12 protein-coding genes are annotated in these 12,637 nt (G+C 36.6%); 10 read left to right on the forward strand and 2 right to left on the reverse strand.

The annotated features are described in order from the left end of the window. Positions 1 to 11 precede the first annotated feature (11 nt). Positions 12 to 953 (forward strand): DNA-binding protein WhiA, encoded by a 942-nt coding sequence (gene whiA, locus JNUCC80_RS01915; protein WP_454143105.1) that lies wholly within the window; start codon positions 12 to 14, stop codon positions 951 to 953. A 19-nt stretch (positions 954 to 972) separates the two neighbouring features. After that, a complete protein-coding gene (locus JNUCC80_RS01920; RefSeq protein WP_454153155.1) occupies positions 973 to 1,416 on the forward strand; it encodes a MarR family winged helix-turn-helix transcriptional regulator in 444 nt (147 codons plus the stop codon). A gap of 51 nt (positions 1,417 to 1,467) precedes the next feature. On the opposite strand, the gene clpP is transcribed toward JNUCC80_RS01920, so the two are convergent. Next, the gene (gene clpP, locus JNUCC80_RS01925) at positions 1,468 to 2,049 is read right to left on the reverse strand and encodes an ATP-dependent Clp endopeptidase proteolytic subunit ClpP (protein ID WP_454143101.1); all 582 of its coding nucleotides are present in this window, start codon (positions 2,047 to 2,049) and stop codon (positions 1,468 to 1,470) included. A 213-nt stretch (positions 2,050 to 2,262) separates the two neighbouring features. Here clpP and JNUCC80_RS01930 point away from each other — a divergent pair, with 213 nt between their 5' ends. Beyond that, positions 2,263 to 3,723 carry an ABC transporter substrate-binding protein/permease gene (locus JNUCC80_RS01930; protein WP_454153156.1) on the forward strand — a complete coding sequence of 487 codons (1,461 nt, stop codon included), beginning with the start codon at positions 2,263 to 2,265 and terminating at the stop codon, positions 3,721 to 3,723. Next, positions 3,723 to 4,466: an amino acid ABC transporter ATP-binding protein gene (locus tag JNUCC80_RS01935; RefSeq protein ID WP_454153028.1), complete on the forward strand. Its 744-nt coding sequence runs from the start codon at positions 3,723 to 3,725 to the stop codon at positions 4,464 to 4,466. The genes JNUCC80_RS01930 and JNUCC80_RS01935 overlap by 1 nt, the downstream gene beginning before the upstream one ends. A 34-nt stretch (positions 4,467 to 4,500) precedes the next feature. Here the strand turns inward: JNUCC80_RS01935 and JNUCC80_RS01940 are convergent, their stop codons facing one another. After that, positions 4,501 to 6,315 (reverse strand): FAD/NAD(P)-binding protein, encoded by a 1,815-nt coding sequence (locus JNUCC80_RS01940; protein WP_454153157.1) that lies wholly within the window; start codon positions 6,313 to 6,315, stop codon positions 4,501 to 4,503. Positions 6,316 to 6,705: 390 nt separating this feature from the next. Between JNUCC80_RS01940 and JNUCC80_RS01945 the strand changes: the two genes are divergently transcribed. From JNUCC80_RS01945 to secG, 6 genes are all read left to right on the forward strand, one after another. Next, positions 6,706 to 7,737 (forward strand): sugar-binding transcriptional regulator, encoded by a 1,032-nt coding sequence (locus JNUCC80_RS01945; protein ID WP_454153158.1) that lies wholly within the window; start codon positions 6,706 to 6,708, stop codon positions 7,735 to 7,737. 45 nt (positions 7,738 to 7,782) lie between these two features. After that, a complete protein-coding gene (gene gap, locus JNUCC80_RS01950; RefSeq protein WP_454143091.1) occupies positions 7,783 to 8,799 on the forward strand; it encodes a type I glyceraldehyde-3-phosphate dehydrogenase in 1,017 nt (338 codons plus the stop codon). Positions 8,800 to 8,893: 94 nt separating this feature from the next. Then, positions 8,894 to 10,105, forward strand: a complete 1,212-nt coding sequence (locus JNUCC80_RS01955; RefSeq protein ID WP_454143088.1) for a phosphoglycerate kinase — start codon at positions 8,894 to 8,896, stop codon at positions 10,103 to 10,105. A 24-nt stretch (positions 10,106 to 10,129) separates the two neighbouring features. Next, positions 10,130 to 10,885 (forward strand): triose-phosphate isomerase, encoded by a 756-nt coding sequence (gene tpiA, locus JNUCC80_RS01960; RefSeq protein ID WP_056974825.1) that lies wholly within the window; start codon positions 10,130 to 10,132, stop codon positions 10,883 to 10,885. Positions 10,886 to 10,961: 76 nt separating this feature from the next. After that, positions 10,962 to 12,254: a phosphopyruvate hydratase gene (gene eno / locus JNUCC80_RS01965; protein ID WP_454143084.1), complete on the forward strand. Its 1,293-nt coding sequence runs from the start codon at positions 10,962 to 10,964 to the stop codon at positions 12,252 to 12,254. A 129-nt stretch (positions 12,255 to 12,383) separates the two neighbouring features. After that, entirely contained in the window at positions 12,384 to 12,620 is a 237-nt protein-coding gene (gene secG / locus JNUCC80_RS01970) for a preprotein translocase subunit SecG (RefSeq protein ID WP_454143082.1), read from the forward strand. Positions 12,621 to 12,637: the final 17 nt, after the last annotated feature.

Below are 12,637 nucleotides of genomic sequence, written 5' to 3' on the forward strand. Positions count from 1 at the left end.
AGGAGAAGCGCATGGTAGCATCTTATGCAAGCCAAGTTAAAAAAGAGCTTGCGTCACTAGAAGTTAACGATGAGCATGCCAAATCTGAACTAGCCGCATTCATCAGAATGAGCGGTTCAATTTCAATTGGTCATAAAAGGCTACAACTTAATGTTATAACTGAACATCCAGCCACAGCTCGACGCTTATTTTCCTTGATGAAAAAAGTATATAATATTGAACCTGAAATTATTGTTTCAAGAAAAATGAAACTCAAAAAGAATAACCAGTACGTTGTTAGAATTAAAGAAAAAGTGTCAGAAATATTAGATGACTTAAAAATCATGAAGCCTAATTCTTTTGATATTAGTACAACGATTCCACAACGTGTTATTGACAGCCAGCAAGATAGCATTTGTTATTTAAGAGGGGCATTTTTGACAGGTGGCAGTATTAACAATCCTGAAACTAGTCGATATCACTTGGAAATTTACTCAAATCATCGTAATCACAATGAAGCAATCGCCAAAATTATGAATAAATTTAGTTTAAATGCTAAGACTACGCAAAGGCGAAGTGGTTACATCACCTATCTAAAAGGTGCAGAACAGATTGCTGAATTTTTAAATATTACAGGCGCAACAAGTGCGATGCTAGCTTTTGAAGATTTAAGAATTATGCGAGACATGAGAAATTCGGTTAATCGCTTAGTGAATTGTGATACTGCTAACTTGAAGAAAACAGCAAATGCTGCGGCCAGACAAGTTGAAAATATCAGTTTAATCGAGCAGACTTATGGATTAGATATGTTACCAGAAAAACTACAAGTTTTAGCTTCATTTAGATTAAAAAATCAAGAAATGTCACTAAAAGAACTAGCTGCAAAAATTCCAGATGGTCCAATTTCAAAATCTGGAATCAATCATAGATTTAAAAAGCTAAATGATATTGCAGACAAGATTAGAACAGAATAAATAAATTGGAGAATCGGTTATGGATAATGAAATTATTCTAGGAGAGCAGCTATGCTTTTCGATTTATCAAGCAGATAAATTTTTTAAGAGATTTTACTCAAAAGCACTAGAGCCTTTTAATTTGACGTATGCACAATACATTGTAATGCTTGCTTTATACGAGCATGAATCAATGTCTGTAAAAGAGCTGGGTGAAAATGTAGGCCTTGATAGTGGAACGCTAACACCTTTATTAAGAAGGCTTGAAAAGCTTGATTGGGTTAAGCGTCGTCATTCTTCAGAAGATGAACGTCGATTAGTGTTGAAGCCAACACCTTCAGCTCTTAAAAAGCGTCAAGAGTTGTATGATCATCTCAACTTTTGTTTGAGTAAATTAGACTTAACACCAGAACAATATCAATCATTGAGAGAAACGATGACACAATTAGGTTCAAAACTATCAAAAATCAGTTTTGAAATATAAAAAAACACGCCTCAATTTTATGAGGCGTGTTTTTTATTGATTGAATTATCATTAACGTTTGTTAGTCATGATTTCGTCAATCAAACCGTATTCTTTTGCTTCTGGTGCAGTTAGATAATGATCACGTTCAGTATCTTTTTGAATAGTTTCAATATCTTGTCCAGTTGCATCAGCTAAAATTTTGTTCATTTTTTTACGTGTTTTTAGGATTTCTTCAGCAGCAATTTCAATTTCAGTTGCTTGTCCTTGAGCACCACCAAGAGGTTGGTGAATTAAAACTGTTGAGTTAGGTAAAGCAAAACGTTTACCTTTTGTTCCACCTGCAAGTAGGACACTGGCCATTGACGCAGCCATACCTGTTGCAATTGTTTGAACATCAGCTTTAATGAAGTTCATTGTATCTAAAATAGCTAATCCAGAAGTGATAACCCCACCAGGTGAGTTAATGTAGATTGAGATATCTTTTTCAGAATCTTGGGCATCCAAGAAAAGTAATTGTGAAATAATTGAATTAGCCATTTGGTCATTAACTTCTCCAGATAGCATGATGATACGATCTTTAAGTAAACGAGAATAGATATCGTAAGAACGTTCACCACGAGAAGTTTGTTCAATAACTGTTGGTATAAGCATATTTTAAGTGCCTCCTTTTAGTAATTAGCACTCTTTTAAGTACTGTGCTAATTTAATCATAAAATAAGAATAAGGTCAATATGCAATGACTAAATTTACTAAGCTAAAACCAGCTGTATTCTAAATTAAACTGGCGTTTTTATACTAAAATATGATATCTTAAATTTATATTAAGTATTATAATAAAACATTATTTGTGTGAGAGGGTTTACAATGAAAAGCAAAATTATGCTAGTTGTGATGAGCTTTGCACTCTTAGTGAGTGGTATTTTTATGACCAGTCATCAAGAGACTGTCAAAGCTGAAGAAAAAAAAGTTTACCAGATTGGGACTGATGTAACGTATCCACCTTTTGAGTTTGCTAATTCAAGCAATACAGAGTACATAGGAATCGATATTGATATAATAAAAGCAGTTGCTAAGGCTGAAAATTTTGAGGTTAAGATTTTACCACTGGGCTTTAGTGCTGCAGTTCAAGCACTTGATACAGGTCAAGTAGATGGTGTGATTGCTGGGACAACAATTACTGCTGACCGTGAGAAGAAAATGGACTTTGGAACACCATATTTCAACACAGGGGCAGTTTTTGTAACGGCACAAAATAATGATTCAATCAAGTCCATGGAAGATGCTAGAGGTAAAAGAGTCGCAGTTAAAACAGGGACAGCCGCTGCTAACTATGGTATTGAACAAGCTAAAAAATATGACTTTACAGTTGTAACATTTGATGACACTAATTCCATGTATCAAGATGTTTTGACTGGTAATTCTGCTGGTTTGTTTGAAGATATGCCGGTTATTACCTATGCTATTAACCAAGGGACAGCTTTAAAGGTATCTTCAGAAGCTAACACAACAGGTCAGTATGGTTTTTCAGTTAAAAAAGGTCAAAATCAAGAATTACTGGAAGCCTTCAATAAAGGTCTTGAAAAAATTAAGCAGAGTGGCGAATACGATCAAATCGTGTCACGTTACTTAGGAAAAGACGCTTTAGAATTACAAAAGCAACAAAAAGAAAGTGAAAGTACTTTTGGAGGGTTGCTAAAAGTTAACGGTACTGCATTATTAGATGGACTAAAAGAAACAATGGCATTGACGATTATGGCCATTTTCTTTGCAACTATTTTTGGAATTGTCTTCGGATTAATGGGCGTTGTTCCAAGTAAAATCTTAAATGGCATTTCAACGACAGTTATTTACATTTTCCGTGGATTGCCATTACTAGTACTGGCATTGTTCATTTATACAGGTATCCCAAGCTTAACAGGGGTAAAAATTCCAGCTGTTGTTGCCGGAATTATCACCTTAATGTTCAATGAAGGGGCTTATACAGCGGCCTTCATTGCAGGTGGGATTAAGTCTGTTGATAAAGGACAAATGGAAGCAGCGCGTTCACTTGGATTGCCATTTGGTAAAGCCATGAGACGAGTTGTGCTACCACAAGGAATTAAGTTAATTATTCCATCATTTATCAACCAATTCATTATCACATTGAAAGATACATCAATCTTATCAATCATCGGATTAGTTGAACTAACACAAACAGGTAAGATTATCATTGCTAGAAATCTTGAAGGATTCAAAGTTTGGGCAATTATCGCACTGATTTACTTAGTAATCATTACCTTATTAACATGGGCTTCTAAATATGTAGAAAGAAGGTTGAACAAATAATGGCTAAAAAAACCGAAAACATTATTAAAGTTCGTGACTTACAAAAAAGTTATGGCGACAATCACGTAATTAAAGGCGTTGATTTAGACGTTAAACGTAACCAAGTTGTGGTTATTATTGGACCTTCTGGATCAGGTAAAAGTACTTTCTTGAGAATGCTAAACCATTTAGAGGAACCAACAGGCGGAAACATTAATATTGATGGTCATGACTTGAACAGTAAAGAAACTGACATCAATAAAGTCCGTGAAAAAATCGGCATGGTGTTTCAACACTTTAACTTATTTAATAATTTAAATGTTCTAGATAACTTAACTTTAGCACCAAGAGAACTAGGCTTAATGAGTCAAGAAGAAGCTGAAAAGAAAGCGCGTCAATATCTTAAACGTGTGGGTCTAAGTGACAAAGCAGAAGTCAAAGTTGACTCACTATCAGGTGGACAAAAGCAACGTGTCGCAATTGCGCGTTCACTTGTAATGAACCCAGATGTGATGCTTTTTGATGAACCAACAAGTGCGTTAGATCCTGAAATGGTTGGCGATGTTTTAGGTGTTATGAAAGACGTGGCTAAAGAAGGAATGACCATGCTTGTGGTTACTCACGAAATGGGATTTGCTAAAGAAGTGGCAGATCACGTGCTATTCTTTGATCAAGGACACATTATTGAACAGGGAACACCTGAACAAATCTTTGATCATCCACAACACAAACGAACACAAGACTTTTTATCAAAAGTGCTATAATCAAAAAGCTACCGCGATATCGCGGTAGCTTTTTTTAATTGTTAATGTTTTTTAAGAATGCGTTGAACATGGCCTGGCTTTCGTTAATAAAGAAGTTGTCAGGAGTAACTTGAGCAACCGTTGTCGTTTGGAAATGAAGACCTTCGGTTGGTAGTCCCCAAATGAATAAGTTTTTAACCAATTTATCTTCATGGTTGATAACTTGATTAGTTTTACGATCGACGGCAATAGCACCTGTCTGCAAGTCGTCGTCGTTGTTGAGTTTATGTGGTTTGATTGTGGTGTTCAACAGTTCCTTGTAAACAGGGTCATGTGCAGTGATAACAGATTCTTTAGGTAAACGGCTTTCGATTAATGTTGTCGCTTTGATATTGTGCCAGTGATTTTTAATCATAAATTGGTTATCAAAAGGTTTAAATTCAACAGGTGGTGCAATGAAATGGACAATATTAGCCCTGACAAGTGCTTCTAGCTCTAATAAACGTGTCACAGCAGGACCAGCAGCTAAAAAGTTATTCAGTGACTTGAAGCTACCCAAGAATTGGTTGACGTAATCTGATGGATCAAATAAATCATTTTCGATAATAAAACGAATACTCTTTCTAAGATCACGAATCATTTCAAGTGTTGTTGCCAGTGGACTAGTTTGATTACCTCGTAAAGCTTCTGTTGCATCGTGAAACAAAAAGTTTCCGATAGTAGAGGTGAAGTCGTCTAAATCACTAGGTTTGATTTCTGCTTCGGGTTGGATTAACTTATCAAAATTAAAGAGACGGTGAGGTAAAAATTGTTTTTTGATATTGTCATCAAGATGGCCGTTAGATAATTGATTGAAAATTTCTTTTTGACTTAGATTAGGTAGACTTTTTGTGTAGTACACATAGGCTAAATCCTTTACCATCAATTTAAGAAATGTTTGATAGGACAAGCTAGAAGGGTTAAGTGTTTTGAGATAGGAGCGTGTTAAAAATTTTGGTGTCATTGTCCCAGTTAAACTTTTTTCATAGTTTCCTTTAGCATGAGAAGGGTAACCACGTCTTGAAAAGCCATACATAAGTGGTTCTTGACCGCTTTTGTGATAATGGTATCGACCTTTGTCATCTATTGAGAAGTGGCCGCCTCGACCTTGAGTTAAGAGTGTCACGTAATCATAAAAGGTTAATCCTAAACCACGTAAAATTACTTTTTCTTGTGGCTTAATTGTTTCAAGGTTAGTTAAACTAGGATTTTTAGCTGGAATATAAGTAAGATTATGGTTAGCAGCAAAGTCAATTAACCTATCTTCGGATTTTGTAAGTGTATTTAGTGGAAATCCAGTTGCCATAAATACTGCTGAAAAAGAATCTGTAAAACTTGAAGTCTGAACTTCAAACAAATTAGAAGAAGTAACGGTAACACTTGTAACTTCTTGATTAATAAAATTAATAGAAATATTCTTTTGTGTAAGGGTATCAACTAGCTTTTTAAAAGCCCATTTAGCATAGATACCGAATAAACTTCTTGAAGCATAATCAGTGACAGACAACATTTCAGCTTCGGTTAAAAGTGCTTCTTTTTGACTAGGTGTCAGTTGTGAATCTTTAATAGCTAAAGAACTACGTGGTGATTTAATCCAGTCAAAAAAACTAGGAGACTCTGATGTGTTTTGGCTAAATAAAGTTGCCTGACCACACGGGGTATTCATAATTAAAAGATGATTTTGGTCAGCTATCCAAACACTACCCCCTATATCAAAAGAATCAAAGACGATAACGTCTAATGATTCATGACTTAGCTGTTCACTATTCAAGTTGATTTGATCAAGTGTCGAAATTCCCCGAGGACCAGCCCCAACAATTGCAATTTTCATAATTAAACCTACTTTCTTATTCACTATATAATGATTACCTATATTTTAACATTTTTAAACTAATAAAAAACCGCCAAGCACTCAATAAGAATGCTTGGCGGTTTAAGAATGATGCACCTCCTGGGAGTTGAACCCAGATTTCAAGAACCGGAATCTTGCGTGCGATCCATTACACTAAAGGTGCGACACAACGAGAATTATAACAATAAAATTATAAATAGCCAACAAATTAAAAAATAAACTTTTCACTTGAAAAGAATTTTTATAGTTGGTATACTCTACTTGTCGAATGAAGGAGATAGCAAAAAAGCTACTTCTTAATTTTTTGAAATTAATGGGTCACTCAACGACATCTAAGGGACGTTTTGAGACCCAAAAGGAGTGCCGTTCATGTTAAATAATTTATCGTGGATTGAGAATATCGCTCCGGATTTCTTAAAGGTCATTCGACAGCGATATGAAATTTTACAACAAATTTCATGGCTTTCTCCAGTTGGAAGGCGGTCTTTAGCAGTTAAACTTGGGCTTTCTGAAAGAAGTATGCGTACTGAAACAGAATATCTTAAACAAGTTGGACTGATAGATATTGGCCGTCGAGGGATGACTTTAACTGAGAAAGGTGAGCAAACGTTAGAACAATTAGCACCAGTAATTGCTAAAGTATATAACGTAAGTCAGATAGAATCTGACTTAGCTGCACATTTACAAATCGCTCGTGCGGTGATTGTTCCGGGTAATACCGATGTTCAGCCACACCTTTCAAAATCATTAGGTGATGCACTTAATGATGCATTAAAGTTGTTGTTACCACTTGGGCATAATATCATTACTGTTTTCGGTGGTGTGACAATGTCTAGTGTAGCTTCACAGCTCTCACCAACTCTGAACCGACATCGAGACCTGCTATTTGTTCCTGGTCGAGGTGGATTAGGGGAGTCAGTTGAAATTCAAAGTAATACCGTTTGCCAAATGATGGCAAACAGTACACATTCACATTATCGGACTTTGTATTTACCTGAGAATGTTAGTTCTGAGGCGATGAAGTCTTTAATCAAAGATGAAAATATTGGTGATGTGCTAGACTTTATTTCAAATAGTGACGCTGTAATTCACAGCATCGGGGATGCACAAATAATGGCAAAGCGTCGAGGCTTGAGTCTTGAGACAAGATCGATGTTGACAGAAAAGAAAGCCGTTGCTGAATGCTTTGGGTACTTCTTCAATCAGCAAAGTCAAATGATATATAAGATACCCAGAATTGGTTTGCAATTAGAGGATCTTAATCGAATACCCCGTGTTTTTGCTGTAGCTGCTGGTCAAAGTAAGGCCTTAGCTATTGAAGCATACATGAAACATGCGCCTAGTCAGTCATGGTTAATTACTGACGAGGGTGCCGCTAACTCGATTTTAAAAGGGAAATAATGCCCCTTTAAAATAATTTTACATAATTCCTAAGGAGGAACTGTTATGACAGTAAAAATTGGTATTAACGGATTTGGACGTATTGGTCGTTTAGCATTTCGTCGTATTCTTGAATTAAACTCAAGCGATATCGAAGTTGTTGCAATCAATGACTTAACAAGTCCATCATTATTAGCTCACTTATTAAAATATGACTCAACTCATGGTACATTAAACCATGAAGTTAGTGCTACAGAAAACGCAATCGTGGTTGACGGTAAAGAATACCACGTATACGCAGAACCTCAAGCACAAAACATTCCTTGGGTTAAAAACGATGGTGTTGACTTCGTACTAGAATGTACAGGTTTCTACACATCAAAAGCAAAATCACAAGCTCACTTGGATGCAGGTGTTAAACGTGTATTAGTTTCAGCTCCAGCTGGAAGCGATCTAAAAACAATCGTTTACAACGTTAACGATGACACATTGACATCAGAAGATACAATCGTATCAGCTGGTTCATGTACAACAAACTGTTTAGCTCCAATGGCTAACGCTCTAGACAAAGAATTTGGTCTTGAAGTTGGTACAATGACAACAGTTCACGCATACACATCAACACAAATGATTCTTGATGGTCCAGTTCGTGGTGGAGACCCTCGTGGTGCTCGTGCTGCTGCTGCAAACACAATCCCTCACTCAACAGGTGCTGCTAAAGCTATCGGTTTAGTTGTTCCTAGTGTGAACGGTAAATTACAAGGACACGCACAACGTGTACCAGTTGTAGATGGTTCATTAACAGAATTAGTAACAATTTTAGACAAAAAAGTTACTGCTGACGAAGTTAACGAAGCAATCAAGAAATACACAGAAAACAACCCAAGTTTTGCTTGGAACGAAGATTCAGTAGTATCAAGCGATATCATCGGTACAACTGCTGGTTCAGTTTTCGACCCAACTCAAACAGAAGTTACAACTGCTGGTGACAAACAACTAGTTAAAACAGTTGCTTGGTACGACAATGAATACGGATTTACATGTCAAATGGTTCGTACTCTATTGAAATTCGCAGCTCTTTAATTAGATATTCCAACTTTTAATAACTAGTTTGGAGTTAAAGGCGGAGGGAGATTAACTCCTTCCGCCTTTTTTAAAGAAATTTTGGAGGTAAATCATGGCTAAATTAACTATTTCTGATGTTAATGTAAAAGATAAAAAAGTTCTTATTCGTGCTGACTTTAACGTGCCTATTAAAGATGGTGTTATTGGAAACGATAACCGTATCGTTGCAGCACTTCCAACAATTAAATACGTTCTAGAAAATGGTGGAAAAGTTATCTTACTTTCTCACTTAGGTCGTATTAAATCTGACGAAGACAAAAAAGCTTTAACATTAAAACCTGTTGCAGAACGTTTAAGTGAGTTACTTGAACAAGATGTTACATTTGTTCCTACAAATGAAGGTAAAGAACTAGAAGATGCTGTTAACAATTTAGGTGACGGCCAAGTTCTATTAATGGAAAACACACGTTTCCAAGATATCGATAACGATTTTGGTAAACGCGAAAGTAAAAACGATCCTAAATTAGGTGAATACTGGGCATCATTAGGTGATGTATTCGTAAACGACGCTTTCGGTACTGCTCACCGTGCTCACGCATCTAACGTTGGTATTTCTGAAGCTATGAAAGCTGCTGGTAAACCAGTTGCTGCTGGTTTCCTAATGGAAAAAGAAATCAAATTCTTAGGTGAAGCTGTTGATAACCCAGTTCACCCATTCGTAACTATCTTAGGTGGTGCGAAAGTTTCAGATAAAATCGGTGTTATTGAAAACTTAATTCCAAAATCAGACCATATTTTAATCGGTGGTGGAATGGCTTACACATTCTTAGCTGCTAAAGGTCACAACATTGGAAAATCATTATTTGAAGAAGATAAATTAGACCTTGCAAAAGAACTAATTGAAAAAGCTGGCGACAAATTAGTATTACCAGTTGATAACATTGCCGCAGCAGAATTCTCAAATGATGCAGCTCACGAAGTTGTTGGGGAAGATATTCCTGATGGCCAAATGGGTCTTGACATTGGTCCTAAATCAATTGCACTATTCAAAGAAAAACTAGCAAATGCTAGAACAGTTGTTTGGAATGGACCAATGGGTGCATTTGAAATGAGTAACTTTGCTGAAGGTACTCTAGAAGTAGGTCGTGCTTTAGGTGCATTGAAAGATGCAACTACAATCATCGGTGGTGGTGATTCAGCAGCAGCAGCTATTCAATTAGGTATTGCTGACCAAATCACTCACATTTCTACTGGTGGTGGTGCTTCTCTAGAATACTTAGAAGGACAAGAATTACCAGGAATTGCTTCAATTTCTGATAAATAATATCAATTCGGAGGTTTTTAAGATATGCGTACACCAATTATCGCAGGAAACTGGAAATTAAATAATAACCCAGAAGAAACAACAAAATTTGTTGAAGCTGTTAAAGATCAACTACCTGCTTCAGATAAAGTTGAATCAGTTATTGCTGCACCAGCAGTAGACCTTTCAGCATTACTTGCAGCAGCAAAAGGTTCAAACCTTAAAGCAGCAGCAGAAAATGCATACTTTGAAGATGCAGGTGCTTTCACAGGTGAAACAAGTCCTAAAGTTCTTTCAGAAATGGGAATTTCATACGTTGTTATCGGACACTCAGAACGTCGTGAATACTTCCACGAAACAGATGAAGATGTAAACAAAAAAGCTCACGCTATTTTCAACAACAACATGACACCTATCATTGCTGTTGGTGAAACTTTAGAACAACGTGAAGCTGGTGAAACAGATGCATTTGTTGGTGGCCAAGTTAAAGCAGCTCTTAAAGGGCTATCAGCTGATCAAGTTGCTAGTTTAGTTGTTGCTTACGAACCAATCTGGGCAATCGGTACAGGTAAAACTGCTACAAGCGAACAAGCTCAAGAAACAGTTCACGCAATCCGTGAAACTATTCGTGCAGAATTCGGTGACGAAGCTGCTGATAAAGTTCGTTTACAATACGGTGGTTCTGTAAAACCAGATAGCATCAAAGAATTAATGGCTCAACCAGATATCGATGGTGGTCTTGTTGGTGGTGCTAGTTTAGATCCAGAATCATTCTTAGCATTAGTAAACTACCAAGATTAATTAAACAAAAGGTTTAATAATTCATCGAAATAGTATAAAATATACTTGTATAATAAAGATTAAAGGAGATAATGAAATGTCTGTAATTACTGATATTTTAGGTCGCGAAGTTTTAGATTCACGTGGAAACCCAACTGTTGAAGTTGAAGTTTACACAGAAATGGGTGGCTTCGGTCGCGCAATCGTTCCATCAGGTGCTTCTACAGGTGAACACGAAGCTGTAGAATTACGTGATGGTGATAAATCACGTTTTGGTGGTAAAGGTGTATTGAAAGCTGTAGAAAACGTAAATACACAAATCGCTAAAGCAGTTATTGGTTTAGATGTTACTGACCAACGCGGTATCGACAAAACAATGATCGAACTAGATGGTACAGAAACAAAAAGTAAATTAGGTGCTAACGCTATTTTAGGTGTTTCACTAGCTGCTGCTCACGCTGCTGCTGATGAACTTGGCTTACCTCTTTACGAATACTTAGGTGGACCAAACTCATACGTTATGCCAACACCTATGATGAACGTTATTAACGGTGGGGAACACGCTGACAACAACGTTGACTTCCAAGAATTCATGATTATGCCTGTTGGTGCTAAAAGCATTCACGAAGCTGTTCGTATGGGTGCAGAAACATTCCATTCACTACAAGCTATCTTGAAAGAACGTGGCGACAGCACAGCTGTTGGTGACGAAGGTGGATTTGCTCCTAACCTTGAAAACAACGAAGCTCCATTTGAAATCCTTGTTGAAGCTATCCAACGTGCTGGCTACAAACCTGGTGAACAAATCGCTATCGCATGTGACGTTGCTGCTTCAGAATTCTACGATGCAGAAAAACGTAAATACGTTACAGTTGCTGACAACAAAGAATACACAGCTGAAGAATTTACTTCATTGCTTGAATCACTTGTTGAAAAATACCCACTTATCTCAATTGAAGATCCATTGGATGAAAACGAATGGGATGACTGGAAAACACTTACAGATCGTCTAGCTAAGAAAGTTCAAATCGTTGGGGATGACTTATTCGTAACAAACACTTCATACCTAGAAAAAGGTATCGAAATGGGTGTTGCAAACTCAATCCTTATCAAAGTTAACCAAATCGGTACTTTAACAGAAACATTTGACGCTATCGAAATGGCTAAAGAAGCTGGTTACACAGCTATCGTATCTCACCGTTCAGGTGAAACAGAAGATACAACAATCGCTGACCTAGTTGTTGCTACAAACGCTGGTCAAATCAAAACAGGTTCATTAAGCCGTACAGACCGTATTGCTAAATACAACCAATTGATGAGAATCGAAGAACAACTTGGCGATACTTCAAAATACAAAGGTATCAACAGTTTCTACAACCTAAACAAATAATTAATTTATTAGTTTAATAAAAAGCAGGCTTGAGTTATCAGGCCTGCTTTTTTGTAGCAATAAAACCAGATATATGTTAAAGTTGTAATAGTAAATAGTGTGAAGTCTCTAAGTTATGGAGGGAAAATCTTGTATAATATTGTTTTAGTTTTATTGGTGATTGTTTCGGTGTTAGCAATTATCGCCGTTATGGTACAACCATCTAAACAGCAGGATGCATTGAATGCACTTTCAGGAGGAGCAGGAGAGCTTTTTAGTGGACATACTAAAAAGCGTGGATTTGAAGCGTTTATGGAACGACTAACATCTGTTCTTCTCGCATTATTCTTTATTCTTGCGATTATCTTAGCTATGCTTACAAAATAATCAAAGCCTCCTATTTA

This window comes from Holzapfeliella sp. JNUCC 80 (assembly GCF_053667655.1).

What these genes read in the sequence shown, in the direction of transcription:
- JNUCC80_RS01920 (WP_454153155.1), top strand. Translation starts at nt 973, where the DNA reads ATGGATAATGAAATTATTCTAGGAGAGCAGCTATGCTTTTCGATTTAT.
- JNUCC80_RS01940 (WP_454153157.1), bottom strand. Translation starts at nt 6,315, where the DNA reads ATGAAAATTGCAATTGTTGGGGCTGGTCCTCGGGGAATTTCGACACTT.
- JNUCC80_RS01930 (WP_454153156.1), top strand. Translation starts at nt 2,263, where the DNA reads ATGAAAAGCAAAATTATGCTAGTTGTGATGAGCTTTGCACTCTTAGTG.
- JNUCC80_RS01945 (WP_454153158.1), top strand. Translation starts at nt 6,706, where the DNA reads ATGTTAAATAATTTATCGTGGATTGAGAATATCGCTCCGGATTTCTTA.
- eno (WP_454143084.1), top strand. Translation starts at nt 10,962, where the DNA reads ATGTCTGTAATTACTGATATTTTAGGTCGCGAAGTTTTAGATTCACGT.
- JNUCC80_RS01935 (WP_454153028.1), top strand. Translation starts at nt 3,723, where the DNA reads ATGGCTAAAAAAACCGAAAACATTATTAAAGTTCGTGACTTACAAAAA.
- tpiA (WP_056974825.1), top strand. Translation starts at nt 10,130, where the DNA reads ATGCGTACACCAATTATCGCAGGAAACTGGAAATTAAATAATAACCCA.
- clpP (WP_454143101.1), bottom strand. Translation starts at nt 2,049, where the DNA reads ATGCTTATACCAACAGTTATTGAACAAACTTCTCGTGGTGAACGTTCT.
- gap (WP_454143091.1), top strand. Translation starts at nt 7,783, where the DNA reads ATGACAGTAAAAATTGGTATTAACGGATTTGGACGTATTGGTCGTTTA.
- whiA (WP_454143105.1), top strand. Translation starts at nt 12, where the DNA reads ATGGTAGCATCTTATGCAAGCCAAGTTAAAAAAGAGCTTGCGTCACTA.
- JNUCC80_RS01955 (WP_454143088.1), top strand. Translation starts at nt 8,894, where the DNA reads ATGGCTAAATTAACTATTTCTGATGTTAATGTAAAAGATAAAAAAGTT.